The organism is Marinobacter sp. DY40_1A1 (assembly GCF_016597815.1).
Classification (GTDB): Bacteria; Pseudomonadota; Gammaproteobacteria; order Pseudomonadales; family Oleiphilaceae; genus Marinobacter; species Marinobacter xiaoshiensis.
The window spans coordinates 15,581-36,461 of sequence record NZ_VCHA01000001.1; the positions used below are offsets into that span (position 1 = coordinate 15,581).

Consider the following 20,881-nt stretch of genomic DNA (forward strand, 5'->3'; position numbering starts at 1 on the left):
GACATAAATGAATGTGGATTCAATGCATCAGAAGAGTAGCACGCTTATTAATCGCTGCCATCATGTAGCGTAAGGAAGTACACCAAAATAAATGGCACTGAAATGACAGGCACTGCCGCCGATTACGAACAGGTGCCAAACCGCATGCATATAGGGAATGCGATCGGCCAGGTAAAAGGCAACACCAGCGGTGTAAACAATGCCGCCAGCAATAGTGAGGGTTAGTGCGGTTTCGTTCAGGCTTGCCACCAGATCTGAGGAGGCAAACGTGATGAGCCAACCCATGGCGATGTAGATGCCCACCCGTACCAGCTTGAAGCGATTGGCAAAGATGACTTTCAAGACCACGCCGGTAATGGCCAGCGACCATATTATTGCAAACAGTGTCCAGCCGACGGTTCCGCGCATGTTTACCAGAAGAAATGGGGTATAGGTGCCCGCAATCAGCAGGAAAATGGCGCAGTGGTCGAGGGTTTTGAAGGCTTTTTTCAGCTCAGGCCGGCGTGCGCCATGGTATAGGGCGGAGGCCATATACAATAGAATCAAGGATGCGCCGAATATGCTGAAGCTGACAATTTTCCAGGTGTCGTGTAACTGCGTGGCGCCAATGATCAGTGCGATGGTGCCTATGACGCTGAGCAATGCGCCAATACTGTGAGTGGCGCTGTTCAGCCATTCCTCTATTCGTTTATGGGCAGGTTGGCAGGGGAGTTGTGGCGTATTCATTGGGGCAAAGTCCGTGTTGTATCGTCGCAACACGGTACTTCAGCGTACACCTGTACGCAATGACTGACGGTAGCGGTTTTGTGAGCTGGCCGTCAGTACTTTATGGCACCGGTTTTAAGCCGGGAGAAGGTTGCAGGTACAACGCCCAGCCATGAGGCAAGCTGGTTGTCTGGCACGCGCTTTACCAGCTCCGGGTACTCTTCGAGTAGTAATTGATAGCGCTCTTTGGCCGACATGGTGTGCTTGCGGAACTCCCGCATGCTGGCAAGCTCTGCCAGTTCTTCTGTGAGTGCCATTGCGAACTTTGGCCAGATTCCGTCACCGTGAGAGTGAATTGCAGCTCGGAAAGCTGCAAAGTCGGCGACCCATACGGTGGCTGGTGTGACAGTGGTGAGGCAAAGGGTGTTGCGCACTGTGCGACTGCGGCCAAACACAGGCCAGACCATATCGCCTTCAGTAAAAAAGTGGTGTATCGCTACCTTGCCACTGGGCGCTTCTCTGAACAGGCGCATGATGCCGTGCTGAATCAGGTATACGTTGGCCCAAGGGGTGTCGTGCTTTTCCATTTGTGCTTCGGCGTCGACTCGGCGCTGATGAAACAATCGCGTGAGGTCACTCAAAAACCTGGCCTCAGGGGTGTCCTGCTTTTCGGTTACACGTATCCCGAACACTCGGCTCAGACCGTTGAGCAAGGCCGTTGACTGCGGCGCTGTCCCGTACTGAACGATGTCTGGATTACTTTCTCCAAGCATGCAGGGGGAGGAGGACAGTTTTGGATTTGTGTTGCGGATCATTGCGTAGTCGCCATTGGAATATGTGTCAATTATCCTAACAGAGAGAGGCTACAGGAAATGACTTAAATCATTAAGGCTTTTTCATTCACTCGATAAGCAAGCCTCTCGGGGTGACACCCTGTTACCGCAAATCCACTACTTTACTGGCAGCCGACCTGTCTGTCGTCAGTATCTACTATAATAGGCATGATCGATTGCACTGCACCGGTTGATTGTCGAACCTCCGAAAGGCGTTGGAAATATGAAAAAGCTCCCCCTCAAGATCAAGCTGTATGCTCTGGTCATTGGCTTGCTGCTGCTAATGGGTATCAGCATGGTGATGACTGCGCAGTTGTCACTCCGTCAAATGGAGAACCGCCTGGCCCTGGAAACCGGCACACTGGTGCAGGGGATAGTAATGGACCGCCTGTTAGCAACGGCAGGTGAGTATGGCGAGCAGGTGAGTGGCAAGTTCAATTCAGCGTTCAAAGTGCCGGGGGTGGTGAGAAACATAATCGAGGAAAATATAGCGGCGGATAACTCCGACCGGATCAGCCGCAGTGCACTGTCTGATGCCGTGCGTTCGGTGCTGATTGCAGAGGAGGACCTGAGCACAATCTACGCCCAGTTTGAGCCTGACGGGTACGATGGCCAGGATCGCTATTTCACCGGGGGGGTTGAGGAGCACAGTACAGATATAGGCACATTGGAAATCTACTATTTTCGTGACCGTATGGGGGATATCAAGCTTGAGCAGGTTGATGATCCCAACGAGAAGTATGACGACACATTGAACGAGTTTGGCTTGCGTGAAGCAGAGTGGTATTTCTGCCCGATGGAAACGAAGTCCAGCTGCATTATGGAGCCATACAATTACCAGATCGAAGACGGCTACACCAAGCTCGTCACCACGCTGGTGGTGCCCGTGATGGCAGGCGGCAACTTTGCCGGTGTTGTGGGTGTAGATATCAATCTTGATACATTGCAGGAAACTGTGAAAACAGTAAGTGAGCAGCTTTACGGTGGGCAGTCGCGAGTCACTCTGCTGAGCGAGAGGGGCCTGATAGTGGCAGCGAGCCATTATGGCAATGCTCTGGCCAGGCCTCTGGCGGAGGTAATGCCCGGGTTGGCGGGGGAAATGGCCGAGTTGCACCGCACGGATGGTCGTTATGATGATGGCGAAACCTTGGCCGTTTCTTACCCGGTTCGGGTCGCCGATACTGGCAAAGAGTGGTCTTTGCTGATCGAGCTGCCAAGAGCTGCAGCATTGGCAGAACTCACAGAGATCACCGCACTGCTCTCAGCTGAGGTTTCAGCAACAGCCCAACGACAGTTGCTGGTGGGCATTGTCGTATCAGTATTATCGGTATTGATGCTGATCGTGATGGTGCGCTCGGTAACCCGGCCGTTGGATGAAATTCGTGACCGGATGAATAACCTCAGCAGTGCCGAAGGTGACCTCACCCATGAGCTTGATATTGATACCCATGCTGAATTGATTGAGCTTGCCAGCGGCTTTAATGCCTTCACTTCGCGCCTGCGGGAGATGATCAATGATCTGAAGGCCGTGAATGCTCGTGTGCATCAGCAGGCATCAGATGTTGGTACTGTTGCACGGGAGACAGAGGAAAATACCGAACGGCAACACCGTGAGGTGGATAGCGTGGTTGCTGCAATGAATGAAATGTCAGCAGCGGCCAGTGAGGTTGCGGGCTTTGCCAGTGAGTCTGCCGAAAACGCCCGCCAGGCTCGGGATGGAATTGGCTTTACTCAGGCTACGCTTGGTTCTGCCGTTGAGGGGGTTAGTGCCCTGGCCAGCGATATGGGCGAGGCCAGTGAGGCGATTGGCCATGTTGCCAATCGCAGTGATGAGATTAACCGTATTCTTGAAGTGATTCGGGGCATTGCTGAACAGACTAACCTCTTGGCACTTAATGCCGCCATTGAGGCTGCCCGGGCTGGCGAGCAAGGCCGGGGATTTGCTGTGGTAGCAGATGAAGTCCGCACCCTGGCATCACGTACCCGGGAGTCAACCGATGAAATCAGCCAGATGATTGAGGGTCTGCAGCAGGAGGTACGCCAGACAGTCTCGGTCATCGATGCTGGTGTTGACCGCGCCAGCATGGCCGTCGATGGGACCCGTGAGGCAGGCCACTCGCTGGCAGCCGTAGTCGATCGTATTGGAACCATCGTGGAACATGTTACCCAGGTGGCGACTGCAGCCGAAGAGCAAAGTTCGGTCAGCGAGGAAATTAACCGCAATCTGACGGCCATTGGTGATGCAGCCAGCGATCTGCGCGAGCTCGCCCATCAGGCGCGGAGCAGCGGCGAGTCCCTTGATGAAGAAGTTAAAATACTCGATAGCGAACTGAGCCGGCTGAAAACCTGAGCCGGCTCAGCTGATGCCTCTAACCTAGTGGCTGGTGCCTTCCTCGTAGTTGATTTTGTTCCATACGTTGTACTTTCCCGATGGCTTGTTCATCGGGATTCGCTTTTCTTCCTCCAGGGTTTCGGCGTCATAGACAATAACGGCTCCGTCTTCGTCCCAGATGCTCAGCAGCAGTTTTTTACCGTAGCGGTCGAACTCAACATGTGCCGCTACTTTGCCGGGAGCTGGCTGGAGGGTTTTTACGATCTCCAGAGTTTGTTTGTCGATCACATGAACTTTGTCTTTGTTTGGCCCGAAGAAGACGTCTACCCATGCGTAGCGTGAGTTTTCGTGGCTGCGCATGAAGAAGCCGGGGCCTGCCGTTTCCAGAGTTTTGATTACCTTCCAGGTGTCCATGTCGATGATGGAAACAGCGCTGGAGCGGAAGTGCGGAGTGGCCATTACCCGGGTGCCCTGATAGTCCCAGGTAATGCCGGAGCCCAAGTGAGGCATGCCAGGCAGGGGCAGGTCGGCGGTGGTTTTGCCGGTGTCCATGTTGATTACCAAACCGTGCTTGCCATCGCGGGCTGCACCAATGAGATGCTGGTAACCCGGGTCGAAGAAAAAGTCATCAAGCCAGGTATCGGTTTGCATTCTGCGCACTTTGGCTTTGTCGTTTTCTACGGTGATCTCCCAGGCTTCCGGAATGTCTTTCAGCGCAGCGATAAAGCTATTCCGGGGTGGAGCGGCGTAAACGGCGCTTACCCGAGAGCTTTCTTTTGCATCGTTCTCAACGGGGATGATTTCCAGCAGGTCAAGGTTGTCTGCATCGAACAGCACCAGCGTGTGGGGCAGGTAGTTGGCCGCCATTATGTGGCCACCATCAGCGGAGACAGCAATGTTACGCATGTTGATGCCAGCGCGGATTTCTGCGACTACTTTGAGGTTGTAGAGGTCGTATTTGGTAATCCAGCCATCCCGTGAGCCGAAGTATACATAGCGGCCATCGGGGCTGTACTTTGGGCCACCGTGCAGGGCATAGCGGCTGGCAAAACGATGGATGGGTTCCATGCTATCGCCGTCGAGCAGAGTCACGTGGTGGTCGCCGATCTCCACTACGAGGAACAGGTTCATCATGTCGGCTTCATAAGCCGGCTTGTCAGGGAGCGAGCCCGCCGGGTGAGGCAGCAGGTGGCTGGCGGCAATTTCGCTTTTGCCCCATACGGGCTCCTGCTCTGGTGGCTGATAGATATATTCAGCCAGAGCGGTAATGGATTCCTCGTTCAGCACGTCGGCGAACCCAAGCATTTGAGTGGCGGGCCGGCCGTTGCGAATGGCGTCCTCAGCCTGGTCTTTTTTCAGGCGAGAGAGATTGTCCGGCAGCAAGGCCGGGCCCATGCCGCCAAGTCTGTCGCTGCCATGGCAGCTTGCGCAGTGTTGTTGATACAGGGCTTCTGTTGTCTGTTCGCTTGTGTTTGCGTTAGTCAAGGGCGAGGCCAGCAGGCCTGCAGTCAGCATCAGGGTTTTCAGAGTCTGTTGCATCGAGTTTCCAGTTTGGAGCATTGGTAATGTCTTCAGGCCCGTTTCGTTTATGCTGGCCGCTGCGTAGCGGTGGCAGCGGCCGAACCAACTAACGCGCTGTTCCAGCCTGCCTGGCCCGGTTGTGCGAGCTTTTCTGCCAGCTGCACAACCTCGCCAACAATAATCAGCGTGGGCGGCTGAAAGCCTTCCATTTTGATGGTTTCTTCCAGGTTTTTAAGCGTGGTCACGGTCATGTGCTGTTGCGGGGTTGTGCCACGTTCCACCAGAGCCACAGGGCATTCTCCGGACAGGCCGTTGGCCATCAACTCGCGCACAATGGTGGGTGCGTTATGCAGGCCCATGTAGAACACGCGAGTCTGGTTTGGTGCCGCCAGAACCTTCCAGTTCAGATCCAGAGCATGGTCCGCTTTGCGGTGGCCAGTTACGAATGTGACGCTTTGAGCGTAGTCCCGATGTGTGAGAGGAATGCCACAGTATGAGGCACAGCCGGCTGCAGAGGTAATGCCCGGCACAACCAGAAAATCTATGTCGTTATCCACCAGAAACTCGGCTTCTTCACCGCCGCGGCCAAAGATATACGGGTCGCCGCCTTTCAGTCGTACAACGCGGCGTTGCTTTACCGCCAGCTGCACCAGAAGTTCGTTGGTATCTTCCTGGGCAACGTAGTGGCAGCCGCTGGCTTTACCCACGTGGATTCGCTCGGCGGCCGGGTTAACCAGTTCCATAATCTGTGGCGACACCAGTCGGTCGTAAACGATGGCGTCGGCCTGCTGGATCAGCATCAGGGCTCTGAGGGTCAGCAGACCGGGATCGCCCGGGCCGGCACCTACAATGGCGACCTCACCGGCTCGGAAGGGCTGTTCCGCCAGCTGGAATTCCACCAGGCACTTCTTTCTCTGGCTGATTGTCATGCTGCGTTCCTTACAGATTGTTGACTGGAATTTCGACCACCGGGGTGGCGACGCGCCTGGGCATATCAATTATTCCAATCTCTTCATTGGTGAGGTAACAGCCGGGGTCTTCCTCCCAGAAATCACCGGAAACGTTGTAGGCCCTTACCCGGGTGTTGCCGTTACAGATGGCGAGATACTTGCACTCTGCACAACGACCTTTCACTGGTCTTGGTTTTTGCCGGAAGCCCAGCATTAATTCGTCGCTGGCCTCGGACCAGATTCGCGAAAAAGGTTTCTCACGTACATTGCCCAGGTTGTAGTCCCACCAGAAGGTGTCCGGATGCACCACACCCAGGTTGTCTATGTTGGAAACGTTCTGGCCTGAGGAATTACCACCCCAGTTAACCAGCCGCTGTTCCAGAGCGGGTACCTGATCAGGATAGTGTTCAGCCGCCCACTGGAGCAGGAAAGGGCCGTCGGCATCGTTGTTGCCGGTTACGTATTCCCGCTCGATACCGCGCTTCAATTCGTCGTGGCAGTGGTTGAACAGCAGGTTCATGGCATCACGGGTCATGTCATACCAGGCATCGCGCTTGCGGTTACGACCGCCCCGGCCGGAGTAGTTCAGGTGCGAGAGATAGAACTTGTCGATGTCGTGCTCGTCCAGCATTTTGAGCATGTCTGGCAGCTGAACGGCGTTATCCTGTGTGAGAGTGAAACGCAGGCCTACTTTGATGCCAACATCCTTGCACAGCTTGACGGCCTTCATGGAGGCGGCGAATGCGCCTTTTTTCTGGCGGAATTCGTCGTGAGTTTCTTCCAGGCCATCAATGCTAATGCCCACGTAATCGTAGCCGGCATCAGCAATCTGCTGAATGTTGTCCTCGGTAATCAGAGTGCCGTTGCTGGACAGGCCTACGTAAAAGCCCATGTCTTTAGCCCGGCGTGAAATGTCGAAAATATCGGGGCGCATCAGAGGTTCGCCCCCTGAAAGGATTAACACCGGAACGCCAAAGGACTTGAGGTCGTCCATAACGGTATAGACCTCATCAGTGCTCAGCTCTCCCTTGAAGTCGATATCCGCAGAGATCGAATAGCAGTGCTTGCAGGTGAGATTGCAGCGGCGGATCAGATTCCAGATCACCACGGGGCCGGAGGGCTTGGGGATGGCTCTCACCGGGGCCGGATTCATCAGGCTTTTGATGTAGCGGGTCATTCTGAACATGGTGCTTCCCCTTGCGTTATTTGCGCAGCCGCAGGCCGGTTTTTTTCAGGATGGCCGAGCTGTAAAGAATGGTGTGCTGGCGGCAGTCATCGCCCAGCACGGCACGAATTTGTGCGGCTTTGTCTTCCACCTCTTCCCGTGTGGTGCCGTGCACCATGGCAAACAGGTTGAATGACCAGTAAGGCAGGTGGCGTGGCCTGCGGTAACAATGGCTCACGAAAGGTAGTTCACCAACGGCAGTGCCGAGTTCTGCAATGCGGTCATCCGCAACGTCCCACACCGTCATGCCGTTGTAGCGATAACCCAGGCGATAGTGATCAGGCACTGCAGCGACACGGCGTATTACGCCGGCCTGTTGCATAGCCTGAAAGCGAGCAAGTACCTCGTCGGCATCCATGTCCAGTTGCTTGCCCAATTCAGCCCAGGGATCGGAGACCAGAGGCAGGCCGGCTTGAGTGGCGAGGATCAGCTCGCGGTCGCGTTCGGATATTGCAAAGCCGTTTGGTGCTGCGGCTTCAGACAGGGAAGTGGAGGTGGACATGGAACTCCTGCTCCTTTGGCATGTTGTAAACCGGGTGGCCGGTTGTGTCTTCTATGGCGCTGATGGTGCTGGCAATGGCGCTTTGGGTTTCGGTTGCCAGTACGAACCACATGTTCAGGTCGTGCTCACGGCGGTAGTTGTGGGCCACCTCATCAAAGCTGTTTACCTGCTCGGTAACCCGCTCAAAATCCGCTTCTGGAATGCGCATGGCGGCCAGTGTGAGTGCGCCGCCCATTTCGCCAGCGTGGAACATGGGGCCAAAGCGAGTCAGTACGCCGTCAGAAAGTAGTTTTTTTACCGTATCGAGGATTTGTTGCTCGCTGAGTTTCAGCTCATCTGCAACGGCTGCAAAAGGGTTGCGAACAAGTGGTAAGCCGTGCTGTAAACGGTTGATCAGAACTTTTTCAATCGGGGTCAGGTCTGCAACCGGGGCCTGGCGCCGGGATTCAGTCGTGGCTGACATAACGACCTCCTCGCTGGCGGTAGGCTTTGTTGCTGAACAACACCGCATATTGAATGTGCTGAAGGTTGTGGCCAGCAATCAGACTGTCCAGTTGTGCCAGCACGCGTTCACGGTTGGTGCCGTGAATCATGCAGAACAGATTGTAGGGCCAGTCCGGGAGTCGCCTTGGGCGTTGATAGCACAGGGTGATAAAAGGCACGTCGGCCATGGCTTTACCCAACGCCTGCACTTGCTCGTCAGGGATGTCCCAGACCACCATGGCATTTGCGGTGTAGCCCAGGGTGCGGTGCTTCACGACCAGCCCCAAGCGTTTGATCAGACCATTGCTTTGCCATTGGGTAATGGCATCCATCACTTCCTGTTCGGAAAGGCCGGTGCGCTCTGCAAGGACGCGATAGGGGCGAGGTACAAGTGGTAGCCCCTGTTCGAGTTGCTGCCTGAGCCGCAGTAGTCCCCAGGCGCTAACTTTGGTCGCGTCTGAATCCGGGGAGTCCATGGGCAGGTAATCGGCCGAAAAAAGTTGGCTCATGACAAGGCCTCCCAGTCGATATCGAAGCCCAGGTCAATGTGGTAACCCTCAACCATGGGTAGGCGAAGCATGGGCAATTTCAATTCCTTTTCCAGTTCGTCGAGATGCTCTTCCAGAAGCTCGTTATCCGGTGCAGTCATGACAAACCAGAGGTTGTAGGTGTGCTCCCGGGCGTAATTGTGATTCACCCCGGGAGCACGATTTATGCGGGCGGCCACCAGGTCCATTTGCTCCTCAGGAGCCGCCACGGCAGCCAGCAGGCTTGCGCCCGCCTGGCTGTGTTCAAACACCGGACCGACCCGGCTGAGCACCTTTTGATCCTGGAGGGCAGACAGCCGCTGGATTACCTCCTCTTCGGTCAGGCCCAGGGTTCGGCCCATTTCCTCGTAGGGGCGTTCACAGACTGGCAGGCTACGCTGGTAGCTGTCGATCAATTGTCTGTCTGCCGCATCCAGTCTCATCATTGTGCTCCTTCAGGCCGGGGCCGGGATCAGTACACGTCGTGCTGAGTGTTGTAAGTATTAAACTTACCGGTCGGGGTGACCATGTAGTCGCCCTTGATAACCTTCTTCAGCTTGCGTGTTTTGTCATCGACTACAACAATCGCGGAGTTCTTGTCCTGGGTATTCCAGACAGAGAACCAGACTTCGTCGCCCGCCCTGTTGTATTCCGGCTGTACCACACGCTTGGGACCTTCACCCAGTTCAGCCCATTCGGCAATCGGCAGCACTTTGTAGCCCGCATCAAAGTTGTTGATGTCGAATACGGCGATGCTCTGGCTTACAGATTCCGCCGGGTTCAGGGCAGTGTCTACCCACAGGTTGGTGGACTTCGGATGGGTTTTCACAAACAGTGAGCCGCCGCCCTGGCCATTAACGGTGCGAACTACTTTCCAGGCTTTGTCGGGGTGGCCTTCGGGGTCGGTACCGATCATCTGGATGGTTGGATCACCCAGGTGGGACGTTGCCCAGACAGGACCGTGGTCCGGGTCTACAAAGTTGGCGCCACGGCCCGGGTGAGGAATCTTACCCACATCGATAAGCGCTTCAAGGTTACGGTCCTTGGCATCAACAACCGCAATTTTGTCGGAGTTGTTAGCTGCCGTCATGAAGTAACGCATGCTGGCATCCCAGCCGCCATCGTGCAGGAATTGTGCGGCATCAATGGAGGTGATGCTCATGTTGTCCAGATCTTCGTAGTTGGCCAGCAAAATTTTGCCGGTTTCTTTTACGTTGATGATGAACTCCGGGTGCTCGTGGGAAGCCACGATGGCGGCAACTCGTGGCTCAGGATGATATTCCTGCTCGCCTACGGTCATGCCCCGGGTGCTTACAATTTTCTTGGGCTCCAGGGTGTTGCCATCCATGATCACGAACTGCGGCGGCCAGTAAGTGCCTGCAATAGCAAGCTTGTCTTCCCAGCCCTTGTACTTGGAGGTTTCAACAGAGCGTGCCTCCATGCCCACTTTAATTTTGGCAACGGTTTGTGGCTCTTCCATCCACAGGTCGATCATGTTGATCAGAGCGTCACGACCAATAACCATTACATAGCGGCCTGAGGCAGACATCCGGGAGATGTGTACCGCGTAACCGGTATCGATGATTTTTACGATTTCCTTGGAGTCGCCGTCGATCAGCGCAATCTGGCCGGCATCACGCAAGGTAACGCTGAAGATGTTCTCCAGGTCCAGATCGTTCATCTGCTTCTTGGGGCGATCCTCTGGTGGCACGATCACTTCCCAGGTTTTCTTCATGTCAGCCAGGCTGAATTCGGGAGGCATGGGTGGCTCGTGCATGATGTACTTGGCCATCAGTTCCACGGTTGCTTCGTCAAAGTCACCCGAGGTCAGCCAGTTCGGCATGCCGGCAGGGGAGCCGTAGCTGATGAACGCTTTCAGGTAATCGATTCCGCGCTCCTGGGTGATATCGGGAGTCAGCGGCTTGCCGGTGGCGCCTTTACGCAGCACACCGTGGCAACCAGCGCAGCGCTCGAAGTAGATCTGCTTGGCTTGTTCAAATTCTGCGTCAGAAAGATCCGGGGCCCCGGGTGTACGGACTGTCTTCGCAGACGCCGCGTCGATAGGGCTGGCGGTTCCTTCGTAGGCGGTTACAGCAGGATCGGGATTCTTTGGGGCGGCGTTTGCGGACATCACGCCGAAAGACGCTACAGCCACGGCAATTGCCAGTGGTTTCAGAAATGGGTTGGTTGCTCTCATCAGGGTCTCTCCTTGGATTTAAGAGTAGTGCTAGGTTTCTCTTCTTTACTCCGATGAACATTGATTTAAGTCAGGCCGTTTTAAAATATCCAGTGAGTACCCACCCATGGGTATAACCAAAGAGTGGTTGTGGAGGGAGCTGTTTTTAACCAATATCAAAGATGTGTTTGAGAAGCGGCACCACCATATTAAAAGCCCGCTACAGATTCATGGGAGAGCACAAGTTGTGAAGGGTTCCAAAACAAGGAATGCCAGGCGACATAACGGATTCAAAGGTGTATTTTTCATGATACTTTGCGCGCCGTTGTCGCTGCCGGCAGGAACTTTGCCAAAGTCGATGTCCGATGTGGCGGAGCTTGAAAACTTTGTGATTCAGGATTGTGGCTCCTGCCATGGGTTGGCTCTTAAAGGAGGATTGGGCCCGCCGCTACGCCCTGAAAATCTTGACCACCTTCCAGAGGCAGCCATCGCGGCAATAATCCGTGAAGGCATCCCTGGCACGGCCATGCCGCCCTGGAAACCACTCCTCACGCCTGCCGATATTGAATGGATCAGTCATCAGTTAAAGACCGGTAAACTGGTCTCGCCCTGACAATTTGTTTGGAGGAATAGCCCGATGCTATGGATAACCCGCTGTGCGAAGCGCGTGTTTTTACTGTCATTTTTGGCGATGCTGGTGAGTGGTTGCCAGGTTTTTTCCGGCTCTGAGGAGACGGGTGACGGTTTGATGGGTACCGGCGATCTGGGCCTGATTATCGAGCGCGCCACCGGCTCATTGCTGGTTGTAAACACCACCAGTCACAGCGTGATCAATCGTATCGAAGGGCTGGGGGATCTCTCCCATGCATCAGTGGTGTATTCGCGGGATGCTCGTTACGGCTTCGTGTTTGGCCGCGACGGTGGTCTCACCAAAGTGGACCTGCTCACTCAGTCCATTGTTGGCCGGGTCATCCAGTCCGGTAACAGCATTGGTGGCGCTATCTCACAGGATGGTCGATACGTTGCCGTGTCGAATTACGAGCCGGGTGGAGTAAAGGTTTTTGACAGCAAAACCCTGGAGCTGGTGGCTGATATCCCTGCTACCTACACCCGGCAAAATGGTGAAGCCGCCCAATCAAAAACGGTCGGGTTGGTAGATGCACCGGGTAATCGTTTTGTGTTCAGCCTGTTCGATGCGGGAGAAATCTGGATTCTGGACATGCCGGATGGCGCTGAAAACAGCAAGCCTGAAGTGACCCGTTTCGATGCCGGAAAAGCCCCTTACGATTCCATGATCACGCCAGATGGGCGCTTTTACATTGCGGGGCTGTTTGGAGAAGACGGCCTGTCCATGTTGGACCTGTGGGATACCGATGCCGGTGTGACTGAGATCTTGCCCAATTACGGTAAAGGCGAACAACAGCTTCCTGTGTACAAAATGCCTCACCTTGAAGGCTGGACGGTGGCTGATGGGCGGGCGTTCGTACCGGCAGTCGGTCATCACCAGGTGCTGGTGGCGGATATGAACGATTGGTCGCTGGTGGATAAAATCCCGGTGCAGGGACAGCCGGTTTTTGTAATGGCCAGCCCCGATAATCGCAGAATATGGGTGAGTTTTGCGCACCCGAAAAACGATGTGGTTCAGGTAATTGATTCCCAGACCCGGAAAATAATCCGCACACTGGAGCCGGGCAAGGCAGTGCTTCACATGGAGTTTACCCCGAGGGGAGAGGAAGTCTGGGTGTCGTCCAGAGACAGTAACCGGGTAACGGTATACAGCACCCACACATTGGAGCCTGTTGCCGAACTGGAAGCACAAAAGCCCAGTGGGATTTTCTTTACCAGCAGAGCCCATGTGCTTGGATTATAGGCGCACAGGAGCTGTCGCGTTTACGGCGCTTCTGCTCGCCATGCCTGTGGCCCAGGCGGCAAGAGAGGCGCGGGTGGTGCTGACGATTGATTCGGTTACCCAGGTAACAGACGTTGCGCGCTACCGCCTTGGCCAGCATCTGGCTAAGCAGGGATGCCAGGCCGATATTCGTTTTAACCGCGACCCCGATAAAGCAGCACTGGTGTTCAGCTTGTCCGGCGAAGGCAATCCGGGGGCAGCTGCACTAATCGCAAACAACCGCGATGGCGACTGGGCCAGGCCGGTCTGGATTACGCGCAAAACCGCAGGTGTTCGGTCGATTTCTGAGCTAAAGGATCGGGACTTGGCCACGGTTGCGGGGGAGGATCCTTTTGCATCGAAACTGCCGCTTGCCGCCCTGGGAGCTGCCGGAATATATCCGCCGCAAGAGAAGATCTACGAAGCTGGGAATTACAGTTCAGCGCTGAGCTTGCTGTTGCATAACAACACCCATGCAGCGGTGTCCGAAGCAGGGTTTGCCGGGCAGTTTCTTACCAGCCGGGATCTCGAGATTCTCTGGCTCGGCAGCCCGGTAAAAACAGTGGGCTGGTATCGGGGTAAAGGTTGGAGTGAGCAGGCACAGAACTGTGAAGAGGCCCTCAGCCGGCTGAGTCGAACGGATGACAAACAGGCGTTTTCGGTTTTTCCTGAATGGGTTCATGGCTTTGCCAGAACCGACAATCAGTAACAGAGGATTGTGATACATGACGTTTTACCAGCCAGTTGGTAATGAAATAGAGTTGTTCCAGGCGGCAGCCGACAACGGTTTGCCGGTTCTGATCAAAGGCCCCACAGGCTGCGGTAAAACCCGGTTTGTTCGCTACATGGCGGAGAAGCTTAACCGGCCGGTTTATACCGTAGCCTGCCACGACGACCTGACCGCAGCCGACCTGGTCGGGCGGCACCTGATCGGCCCTGAAGGCACCTATTGGCAAGACGGCCCCCTGACTCGAGCCGTTCGTGAAGGCGGCATTTGTTACCTCGATGAAGTGGTTGAAGCCCGAAAGGACACTACAGTCGTTCTGCACCCGCTGGCGGATGACCGCCGGGAATTGCCCATAGAGCGCACCGGGGAACTGCTCACCGCAGCACCCGGCTTTATGCTGGTGGTCTCTTACAACCCGGGTTATCAGAGCCTGCTCAAAGGCATGAAGCCCAGCACGCGTCAGAGATTCGTGTCCTTGCGATTTGATTACCCCGCAGAAGAGGCGGAACAAACCATCGTGGCGGAAGAGTCTGGATGCGACCGCGATCTTGCCAAACAGCTCGTGAGCCTCGCCACAGCCCTGCGCAACCTTAAGGATCACGATCTCGAAGAGGCCGCATCAACCCGGCTGCTGATACACACAGCCTTATTGATACGCGCTGGCCTGCCAGCGGCAGAAGCATGCCGTGCAGGCATGATCGAACCATTGTCAGACGACGAAGCAACAGTTATTTCATTGATGGAGGTGGTATATGCAGTATTCGGGCGCCCGGAAGAAACCCGCTAGCGGGGCGGTTGTACCTGTAGTCTGGTATTTGCTGAACTTGTTGGCAACGCCGGTTATAGGTTTCCTGGTTTTGCTCTGGCTGTTTCTTAACAGTTCAGGAACAAATGAACTTCGCAGGGCTCATACCCGTGCGGCTATGTTCATGTCGCTGCTTGGCTTTATTCTGATCAGCTCCGGGATAGTTATTAGCTGGGTTTTCATTGGCGATGTGGGCCACTTCGGTACCTTTGCTCTGGTATGGGCAATCGCGCTTCACACAGGGTTTGTATTGTGGGGGATGATTTCTCTGGCACAGGCTATGTCTGAGAAGATGCCTTACTTTCCCGCCAAGTGGCTCTAGTCTGATAGATGGGAGGTAGCCCCGGGGCAGAGGCCCTCCCAAAACACGCTGTGAATACGTCCGTGTACGCTTGCCTCCGCCATCCCTGGCTCCGCACAGTTTGGGAGGGCCTCTGCCCCGGAGCTTATCGGGCTATTGCGGTGCCTGCCTTCTTCTTTATGGGGTGTTAGGTTTTTCTGGGATTATGTGATGGTATGAAATCCCGCAACCGCAACAATGACCACCGGCGCCCAGGACTGGGCAATCAGTCTCCAGCCGCGCGGTGCATGCTTCATTTCCATGAAGTGATCTACCAGCAACATGGCTTTCACAATCACCATTCCAAAAACCAGCCAGGCCAGAAACTCGGGGCCTATACCAGCCTTTAGAGCAATCACCGGCAAGGCCGTGCAAATCATCAGTGCAAAATAGACAGTCAGCATCCCAAGCCCTCCCTAGGCCAGTACGTAAATCATCGGAAACAACACCAGCCACACCAGATCCACCATGTGCCAGTATGAAGCACCGGACTCCATGCCATTCATATCCGAACCGTCGTAGTCACCGTTGCCGACTTTAACCGCTAGAACAACCAGAATGACCTGCCCCAGAATGACGTGCATGAAGTGAAAAAACGTCAGAAAAAAGTAGAACATGAAGAAAGTATCTGTACCCAGGTTATAGCCTTGGCTGTACAGGTTCACGTACTCGTACATTTTGCCCACGGTGTAAATGCAGGAAACTGCAACAGCAAGCCAAAGCCGCCATTGAGTTCCAGATCGCCTGTGGCGAAGTTGATGAACAGCGGTTGCGACGAAATAGCTGGCGGTAATCAGCGCAGCGGTATTCAGCAGCCCAACTAGAGGATGCAGAACTTCGCGGCCAGCGTGAAACGTCGCCGGGTCCATGCTACGTGCAACCGCAAAACCGATGAACATGATGCCGAATACCGCCAGTTCGGCGAAAATAAAGATCCACACCGCTATGTCACCAGGAAGTTGGCGAGTATTGGGGTCTGGAGAAAGGTTCTGGTTCGTCATATTGCTCATGTCGCTCTTATCATTGCGTCAGGTTCAGATAGAGTTTAGGAAGCTGCAATTGCAACTGTGCCGGGTCGCGGATGACTACGAAGTTGCTGCTGCCGAATACATAGGGCAGGTATTCGCTGGCCTCGTCATCAATGGTGACGCAGAAGGGGGTCAGCCCGGCTCTTTGCGCTTCCTGCACCGCCATGCGTGTATCTTCCACGCCGTAACGCCCTTCGTAGATGTCCAGATCGTTAGGCTTGCCATCGGTCAGCAGCAACAGGATTTTCTGATGCTCATGGCGCGTCTCCAGTAGTTTGGTAGCCTGGCGAATGGCGGCGCCCATGCGGGTATAGAACCCCGGTTCCAATGCCTGAATACGGCCCCGAATGGTGCTGGTATAGGGCTCGTCAAAGCTTTTCAGATGGTGGAATCGCACATGGTCGCGACGCCGGGATGAAAACGCGAACAGCGCAAAGGGGTCGCGACTTGCCTGTAAGGCTTCACTGAGCAGTTGCAGGCCGTCACGGGCAACGTCGATAACGCGCTGCTGGTTGTTAATGTAGGTTTCGGTCGAGAGCGATATGTCTGCCAGTACCAGACAGGCAAGGTCGCGCTGGCTTTGCTGGCAGCGGCGGAACAGCTTTTGATCGATAATGCCTTGGCCGCGCCGGTGTTGCACTTCCCTCTCTAGGCAAGCATCAAGATCCAGTTCATCTCCGTCCAATTGCCGTTTTTGCCATTGCTTGAGTGGCTTCAGGGCGCTGAATTGGCGCTGTAGGCGCTTTGCTGGCCGGCGTAATGCTTCGGGAAGCTCCGCAGGTACCGCGTCCTTGGCTAACAAGGGCTGGAGACAGCAGAAGGCTTCACGATAGCTTTGGCTTCGCCAGTCCCATTCCGGCAGGTGAATGCCAGGGCCGAGGCGCAAATCGTCGTGTTCTTCCGAGGGCAAATCCAGATCAAACTTGATCGCAGACGAGGCTTCTTTGCGGTCGTTGGATACGGAAATCATGTCCATATCATTGGCAACGGCTTCGGCATCTTCTTCGTCGGTATCGTCGCCTGCCCGGTCAACCGGTATAAATTCAGTCCAGGAGAACAGGCTTTCCAGCCGGAAAATCATCAGGCCCTGGTCGCGGTCAAAAGCCTCTACCCGCTCTGCCTGCTTGCGCTTGTTCTTTTTGGTAAGGCCGCCCGGGCTGGATTGAGTGTCCTCATCTCCGGTTACCTGACCGCTGGCTTTTCCTTGTTCCAGAGCCGGGTACAACCAGAGGATAACAGGCCAGGGGTCGGTGTCGGCAGATGGCAGGGCAGGGACACTGCCCGGGTGAATCAGTGCCTGGCAGATAGCCTGTTCGCGGATGGCTTCCGGATCAGTCAGGCTGTCCGGGTCAGGGCGCCAGTACAGAACGTGTTTGACCAGACGCTGGTATACATTTTCCAGGCCTGGCCAACGTGAGAGAACATCCTGTACCAGAGCCTGGTTTCCGGTAAACCAATCACTGTCCGCCGGGGGCGGGGTGGCCGCAAGCGCAGCCAGCCAGATATAGAGATCCCGGTTTAACTGCTTCGATGGGAAGCGTGCAACTTTTTCAGGCAGGCGCAGGTTTTGGTCGTCCCGCCATGCCAGTTCAAATTTACGATGTGTTCCTGCAAGCTTGTGCAAAAATTTACGGCGCAGGCGAAAGTGCCGGGGCTCTGCGGTCACCAGGCTTAACGCCGGATCGCCTCCAAAGGCACGGAACACAATGCCCAAACTGCGGGCTTCGTCTTTCAGGTAAACGGCGTGCTCGGGGAATTCCCCCAGAGCCTGGCGAGTAATGTACTCATGCCATTTGTAGCCGACCCACTCTTCCATTTCGAGTTCCTTTTAGGCCCGCGTGCTGACAGGTTTGCTGTCGCGTCGGGGGGCGGTGGTTAATTGGCGAACAGGAATCAGAATTGTTTGCCGGCTGGGCTCGCCTGGCTGCCATTGCAGCAGACTGCCCTCCGGATTATTTTTTTGCACCTCACGGCAAGCGCTCACGCATTGCAGGCACTGGGTGCAGGAGAATTTTGCGCGCTTGTGGCTGCGGGTGGGCAGCCGCATGGGGCAGGCTTCGTCGCAGGCCTTGGTGCAGTCGCGACAGGCCGCGGCGCGGGTAGTATCAAAAGTAACCAACTGCCCACGACCGTGAGTCATCCAGGCAATACTCTGTACCACACCGAAGGCGCAGCCATATTTGCAAAACAGATGGCGCGCGAACAGGAAATCCAGGGTAAACACCAGGGTTGCTATGGCCAGAAAAATAGCGGGGTAAAACGCCAGATTACCTGTCACCAGGTCTGTATATAATGGAATGGGCGGCAGCAGGTAAGAAAGCATCGCCAAAGCCCAGGAGAAGCCAATCAGGCCGCACACCAGCGTTAGGCCAGCCCAATGTATAACCTTGCCACGACGGCCTTTTTTTAAGGCTTCCCAGAGTGTCGGGCGGCCGGTAATGCGGGTCATCAAGTCGTTGATGGTTTCCACCACAGAAAAATGTGGGCACAGCCAACCGCAGTAAATACGGCCCCATTTCCAGGCAACCCAAAGCACAAGGGGAACCAGAACAAGAATGGGGAGGATAAACCACAGTAGAACCTGGCTGGCGACGTCCGCAGGCGAACTTTGCGCCACCCAGTCGAGATTCAGATTGAACGAAAGCGGAAAGCCAAGCACTACAAATCGGGCTTCCGTTAAGTCGTAGCGAAAAATGTTCAGAACCGGTGCCAGCAGGAACAGCCCAAAAAACGCAGCGCGAGTGATCAGGCGCTTGTTCTGGAGTGTGTCTTTGGGGTTTGCTTGCTGCACGGTCACAGGTCAGTTCCAGGGTAGACAGGGCCGGAAACAAGTTCCGGCCCTGTGGGTTAGACGGACGCTGATTTACGCGTCCTGAATGGCAGCGCCTCGAACTTCTTCGTCAAAAGACGCTTGTCCCTTGATAAAGAAACTACCGAAGTACACCACCAGACCGGCCATGAAGAAGCAGCCGGCAATCATACGCGCCCAGTAGAAGAGTGCGATGTTGTCCTGGGTAGCCATGAATGACAGGGCTTCGCCGCTATCCGGTATGCGTTGCAACCAGATTTGCAGGATGCCGGCACCGGTCAGGAACAGGGTGATGAACACCATGGAGATGGTCATCAGCCAGAAGCCCCACATTTCCACAACCTGGGCAGTATTGCTGTTGCCGTATGGTCGGCCGCGCATGATCGGCACAGCGTAGGAAATGATGGTAAGCACAATCATCACATAGGCGCCGTAGAAGGCCATGTGGCCGTGGGCCGCTGTTAGCTGGGTACCGTGGGTGTAATAGTTGATCGGTGCCAGTGTGTGCAGGAAGCCCCATACGCCTGCGCCGAGGAATGCCATTACCGCAGTACCCATGGCCCAGAGAATGGCTGCCTTGTTTGGGTGATTACGCTTGCGCCGGTTAATCATGGTGAAGGCAAACAGCACCATCATGAAGAACGGCAGGGGTTCCAGAGCGGAGAACACAGAGCCCAACCACAACCAGTATTCAGGTGGCCCAATCCAGAAGAAGTGGTGACCTGTGCCGATGATGCCGGTAATCAGCGCCATGGCAATGATCACGTACAGCCACTTCTCGATGACTTCCCGGTCTACCCCGGTGAGTTTGATCAGTACGTAAGCCAGAATGGCTGCCATGATCAATTCCCACACGCCTTCAACCCACAGGTGTACCACAAACCACCAGAAGTACTTGTCTGTGGTCAGGTTGCTTGGGTTGTAGAAGGAGAAGAGCCAGAGTACTGCCAAACCAATCAGGCCTGTAATCAACACAATGTTGACCACGGTTTTACGGCCTTTCAGGGCAGTCATCATGATATTGAACAGGAACCCGACCACCACCAGGGCTATGCCTACCTTGGTAATCGTTGGCTGCTCAAGGAACTCCCGGCCCATGGTTGGCAACAGCTTGTTCATGGTGATGTCTGCCAAAGTGGCGTAATCCACAAACAGATAACCAAGAATGGTCAGCGTGCCGGCAACGGCAAACACCCAGAACAGAATCCAGGCAAGCAGCGGGCTGTAAAGCTCGGTTTGTGCTTCTTCCGGCACCAGGTAGTAGGTTGCCCCCATAAAACCGAACAGCAACCACACAATCAGCAGGTTGGTGTGAACCATCCGCGCAACGTTGAAAGGGATTTCCGGAAACAGGAAATCGCCCACCACATATTGCATGCCCAGCACCAGACCGAACACGATCTGACCGGCGAAGAGTACCAAAGCAAAGATGAAGTAGGGCATGGCGACCCGTTGAGACTCGTATTTCATGTTTTCTCCCTTACCCTTCGATGTTGGGTGGCCAGCCGTTGTCGTCGATCTTGGATGTCCACTCGAGGAACGAGGACAGATCGTTGATTTCCTGGTCGGTCAGTTTGAAATTGGGCATTTGCCGGCGACCGGGTATGTTGGTGGGCATAGCGTTCATCCAGGCATTCATGTATGCCTTGAAGACTTCGCTATCAGCCGCGCCACGACGGTCAAATACGTTGGCAAGTTCCGGTGCAAAGTACGCACCTTCACCCATGAGGGAGTGGCAGCCGACGCAGTTGTTGTTTTCCCAGACGTGTTTGCCTCTTACAACCTCTTCGGTAAGTTGATCCCTGTTATCCCTTTCGGGCATTGCCCGCGATTGGGTGTCAAAAGTCAGAACCAGAAACAAAAGGATGAAGAATGTACTTCCTCCCAGATATATGTTTCTGGCCATGCTTTTGGTAAAGCGTTCGGCCATTGGTCTCTCTCCTTGGTCGTTGTGGAATACCTGACTGCCTTACTAGGATATAAAGATGTATTAGCAATGCTGTTGATGATTATCAATCATGGCTGAAAAT

22 protein-coding genes are annotated in these 20,881 nt (G+C 54.9%); 6 read left to right on the forward strand and 16 right to left on the reverse strand.

Going from position 1 to position 20,881, the window contains the following annotated elements; genetic code table 11:
* Nucleotides 1–60: 60 nt before the first annotated feature.
* Together trhA and FFI61_RS00085 are read right to left on the reverse strand one after the other, a co-directional pair.
* A complete protein-coding gene (gene trhA / locus FFI61_RS00080) occupies nt 61–726 on the reverse strand; it encodes a PAQR family membrane homeostasis protein TrhA (RefSeq protein ID WP_200202867.1) in 666 nt (221 codons plus the stop codon).
* Nucleotides 727–818: 92 nt separating this feature from the next.
* Nucleotides 819–1,520: a Crp/Fnr family transcriptional regulator gene (locus tag FFI61_RS00085; protein WP_200202866.1), complete on the reverse strand. Its 702-nt coding sequence runs from the start codon at nt 1,518–1,520 to the stop codon at nt 819–821.
* Between the two features lie 241 nt (nt 1,521–1,761).
* Here FFI61_RS00085 and FFI61_RS00090 point away from each other — a divergent pair, with 241 nt between their 5' ends.
* Nucleotides 1,762–3,888: a methyl-accepting chemotaxis protein gene (locus tag FFI61_RS00090; RefSeq protein WP_200368853.1), complete on the forward strand. Its 2,127-nt coding sequence runs from the start codon at nt 1,762–1,764 to the stop codon at nt 3,886–3,888.
* A gap of 24 nt (nt 3,889–3,912) precedes the next feature.
* On the opposite strand, the gene FFI61_RS00095 is transcribed toward FFI61_RS00090, so the two are convergent.
* The 8 genes from FFI61_RS00095 to FFI61_RS00130 are packed head-to-tail and all read right to left on the reverse strand — an operon-like array spanning nt 3,913 to nt 11,209.
* Nucleotides 3,913–5,409 (reverse strand): nitrite reductase, encoded by a 1,497-nt coding sequence (locus tag FFI61_RS00095; RefSeq protein ID WP_200368854.1) that lies wholly within the window; start codon nt 5,407–5,409, stop codon nt 3,913–3,915.
* 47 nt (nt 5,410–5,456) lie between these two features.
* Entirely contained in the window at nt 5,457–6,320 is an 864-nt protein-coding gene (cobA, locus tag FFI61_RS00100) for a uroporphyrinogen-III C-methyltransferase (RefSeq protein ID WP_200202863.1), read from the reverse strand.
* Nucleotides 6,321–6,330: 10 nt separating this feature from the next.
* On the reverse strand, nt 6,331–7,527 hold the full coding sequence (gene nirJ, locus FFI61_RS00105) for a heme d1 biosynthesis radical SAM protein NirJ (RefSeq protein WP_200368855.1): 1,197 nt from the start codon (nt 7,525–7,527) through the stop codon (nt 6,331–6,333).
* Nucleotides 7,528–7,543: 16 nt separating this feature from the next.
* Nucleotides 7,544–8,068 carry an Lrp/AsnC family transcriptional regulator gene (locus FFI61_RS00110; protein WP_200202861.1) on the reverse strand — a complete coding sequence of 175 codons (525 nt, stop codon included), beginning with the start codon at nt 8,066–8,068 and terminating at the stop codon, nt 7,544–7,546.
* Nucleotides 8,043–8,486, reverse strand: a complete 444-nt coding sequence (locus tag FFI61_RS00115) for an Lrp/AsnC family transcriptional regulator (protein WP_227714614.1) — start codon at nt 8,484–8,486, stop codon at nt 8,043–8,045. Before FFI61_RS00115 ends, FFI61_RS00110 begins: the two co-directional genes overlap by 26 nt.
* 28 nt (nt 8,487–8,514) lie before the next feature.
* Entirely contained in the window at nt 8,515–9,027 is a 513-nt protein-coding gene (locus FFI61_RS00120) for an AsnC family protein (protein ID WP_200369571.1), read from the reverse strand.
* A gap of 29 nt (nt 9,028–9,056) precedes the next feature.
* On the reverse strand, nt 9,057–9,521 hold the full coding sequence (locus FFI61_RS00125) for an AsnC family transcriptional regulator (protein WP_200203120.1): 465 nt from the start codon (nt 9,519–9,521) through the stop codon (nt 9,057–9,059).
* A gap of 29 nt (nt 9,522–9,550) precedes the next feature.
* On the reverse strand, nt 9,551–11,209 hold the full coding sequence (locus tag FFI61_RS00130) for a cytochrome D1 domain-containing protein (protein ID WP_413785009.1): 1,659 nt from the start codon (nt 11,207–11,209) through the stop codon (nt 9,551–9,553).
* A 352-nt stretch (nt 11,210–11,561) separates the two neighbouring features.
* On the opposite strand from FFI61_RS00130, the gene FFI61_RS00135 reads away from it, so the two are divergent.
* The 5 genes from FFI61_RS00135 (at nt 11,562) to FFI61_RS00155 (ending at nt 14,996) form a co-directional block, all read left to right on the forward strand.
* The gene (locus FFI61_RS00135; RefSeq protein ID WP_200368856.1) at nt 11,562–11,867 is read left to right on the forward strand and encodes a c-type cytochrome; all 306 of its coding nucleotides are present in this window, start codon (nt 11,562–11,564) and stop codon (nt 11,865–11,867) included.
* A gap of 78 nt (nt 11,868–11,945) precedes the next feature.
* Nucleotides 11,946–13,124: a cytochrome D1 domain-containing protein gene (locus FFI61_RS00140; protein WP_200369572.1), complete on the forward strand. Its 1,179-nt coding sequence runs from the start codon at nt 11,946–11,948 to the stop codon at nt 13,122–13,124.
* Complete coding sequence (locus FFI61_RS00145) at nt 13,108–13,851, forward strand: PhnD/SsuA/transferrin family substrate-binding protein (RefSeq protein WP_200368857.1); 744 nt, start codon at nt 13,108–13,110, stop codon at nt 13,849–13,851. The genes FFI61_RS00140 and FFI61_RS00145 overlap by 17 nt, the downstream gene beginning before the upstream one ends.
* A gap of 16 nt (nt 13,852–13,867) precedes the next feature.
* Complete coding sequence (locus FFI61_RS00150; protein ID WP_200202857.1) at nt 13,868–14,656, forward strand: CbbQ/NirQ/NorQ/GpvN family protein; 789 nt, start codon at nt 13,868–13,870, stop codon at nt 14,654–14,656.
* Complete coding sequence (locus FFI61_RS00155; RefSeq protein ID WP_200202856.1) at nt 14,622–14,996, forward strand: hypothetical protein; 375 nt, start codon at nt 14,622–14,624, stop codon at nt 14,994–14,996. The genes FFI61_RS00150 and FFI61_RS00155 overlap by 35 nt, the downstream gene beginning before the upstream one ends.
* A gap of 182 nt (nt 14,997–15,178) precedes the next feature.
* On the opposite strand, the gene FFI61_RS00160 is transcribed toward FFI61_RS00155, so the two are convergent.
* The 6 genes from FFI61_RS00160 to FFI61_RS00185 all read right to left on the reverse strand — a co-directional run bounded on the left by FFI61_RS00160 (nt 15,179) and on the right by FFI61_RS00185 (nt 20,781).
* A complete protein-coding gene (locus FFI61_RS00160; RefSeq protein ID WP_200202855.1) occupies nt 15,179–15,418 on the reverse strand; it encodes a cytochrome C oxidase subunit IV family protein in 240 nt (79 codons plus the stop codon).
* A gap of 12 nt (nt 15,419–15,430) precedes the next feature.
* On the reverse strand, nt 15,431–16,024 hold the full coding sequence (locus FFI61_RS00165) for a cytochrome c oxidase subunit 3 (RefSeq protein ID WP_227714522.1): 594 nt from the start codon (nt 16,022–16,024) through the stop codon (nt 15,431–15,433).
* 10 nt (nt 16,025–16,034) lie between these two features.
* Nucleotides 16,035–17,858, reverse strand: coding sequence for a nitric oxide reductase activation protein NorD (locus FFI61_RS00170; protein ID WP_200368858.1), 1,824 nt, complete (start codon nt 17,856–17,858; stop codon nt 16,035–16,037).
* A gap of 12 nt (nt 17,859–17,870) precedes the next feature.
* Nucleotides 17,871–18,839 carry a 4Fe-4S binding protein gene (locus FFI61_RS00175; RefSeq protein WP_200202853.1) on the reverse strand — a complete coding sequence of 323 codons (969 nt, stop codon included), beginning with the start codon at nt 18,837–18,839 and terminating at the stop codon, nt 17,871–17,873.
* 66 nt (nt 18,840–18,905) lie between these two features.
* Nucleotides 18,906–20,321 carry a cbb3-type cytochrome c oxidase subunit I gene (locus FFI61_RS00180; protein ID WP_200202852.1) on the reverse strand — a complete coding sequence of 472 codons (1,416 nt, stop codon included), beginning with the start codon at nt 20,319–20,321 and terminating at the stop codon, nt 18,906–18,908.
* A 10-nt stretch (nt 20,322–20,331) separates the two neighbouring features.
* A complete protein-coding gene (locus tag FFI61_RS00185) occupies nt 20,332–20,781 on the reverse strand; it encodes a c-type cytochrome (protein ID WP_200202851.1) in 450 nt (149 codons plus the stop codon).
* Nucleotides 20,782–20,881 lie beyond the last annotated feature (100 nt).

Bases quoted from the DNA above. Each gene is read 5' to 3' on its own strand.
- FFI61_RS00145 (WP_200368857.1), top strand. From the start codon at position 13,108: ATGTGCTTGGATTATAGGCGCACAGGAGCTGTCGCGTTTACGGCGCTT.
- FFI61_RS00185 (WP_200202851.1), bottom strand. From the start codon at position 20,781: ATGGCCGAACGCTTTACCAAAAGCATGGCCAGAAACATATATCTGGGA.
- FFI61_RS00155 (WP_200202856.1), top strand. From the start codon at position 14,622: ATGCAGTATTCGGGCGCCCGGAAGAAACCCGCTAGCGGGGCGGTTGTA.
- FFI61_RS00165 (WP_227714522.1), bottom strand. From the start codon at position 16,024: ATGAGCAATATGACGAACCAGAACCTTTCTCCAGACCCCAATACTCGC.
- FFI61_RS00170 (WP_200368858.1), bottom strand. From the start codon at position 17,858: ATGGAAGAGTGGGTCGGCTACAAATGGCATGAGTACATTACTCGCCAG.
- FFI61_RS00125 (WP_200203120.1), bottom strand. From the start codon at position 9,521: ATGAGACTGGATGCGGCAGACAGACAATTGATCGACAGCTACCAGCGT.
- nirJ (WP_200368855.1), bottom strand. From the start codon at position 7,527: ATGTTCAGAATGACCCGCTACATCAAAAGCCTGATGAATCCGGCCCCG.
- FFI61_RS00120 (WP_200369571.1), bottom strand. From the start codon at position 9,027: ATGGACTCCCCGGATTCAGACGCGACCAAAGTTAGCGCCTGGGGACTA.
- cobA (WP_200202863.1), bottom strand. From the start codon at position 6,320: ATGACAATCAGCCAGAGAAAGAAGTGCCTGGTGGAATTCCAGCTGGCG.
- FFI61_RS00150 (WP_200202857.1), top strand. From the start codon at position 13,868: ATGACGTTTTACCAGCCAGTTGGTAATGAAATAGAGTTGTTCCAGGCG.
- FFI61_RS00095 (WP_200368854.1), bottom strand. From the start codon at position 5,409: ATGCAACAGACTCTGAAAACCCTGATGCTGACTGCAGGCCTGCTGGCC.
- FFI61_RS00135 (WP_200368856.1), top strand. From the start codon at position 11,562: ATGATACTTTGCGCGCCGTTGTCGCTGCCGGCAGGAACTTTGCCAAAG.
- FFI61_RS00180 (WP_200202852.1), bottom strand. From the start codon at position 20,321: ATGAAATACGAGTCTCAACGGGTCGCCATGCCCTACTTCATCTTTGCT.
- FFI61_RS00130 (WP_413785009.1), bottom strand. From the start codon at position 11,209: ATGTCCGCAAACGCCGCCCCAAAGAATCCCGATCCTGCTGTAACCGCC.
- FFI61_RS00160 (WP_200202855.1), bottom strand. From the start codon at position 15,418: ATGCTGACTGTCTATTTTGCACTGATGATTTGCACGGCCTTGCCGGTG.
- FFI61_RS00085 (WP_200202866.1), bottom strand. From the start codon at position 1,520: ATGATCCGCAACACAAATCCAAAACTGTCCTCCTCCCCCTGCATGCTT.
- FFI61_RS00110 (WP_200202861.1), bottom strand. From the start codon at position 8,068: ATGTCCACCTCCACTTCCCTGTCTGAAGCCGCAGCACCAAACGGCTTT.
- trhA (WP_200202867.1), bottom strand. From the start codon at position 726: ATGAATACGCCACAACTCCCCTGCCAACCTGCCCATAAACGAATAGAG.
- FFI61_RS00090 (WP_200368853.1), top strand. From the start codon at position 1,762: ATGAAAAAGCTCCCCCTCAAGATCAAGCTGTATGCTCTGGTCATTGGC.
- FFI61_RS00140 (WP_200369572.1), top strand. From the start codon at position 11,946: ATGCTGGTGAGTGGTTGCCAGGTTTTTTCCGGCTCTGAGGAGACGGGT.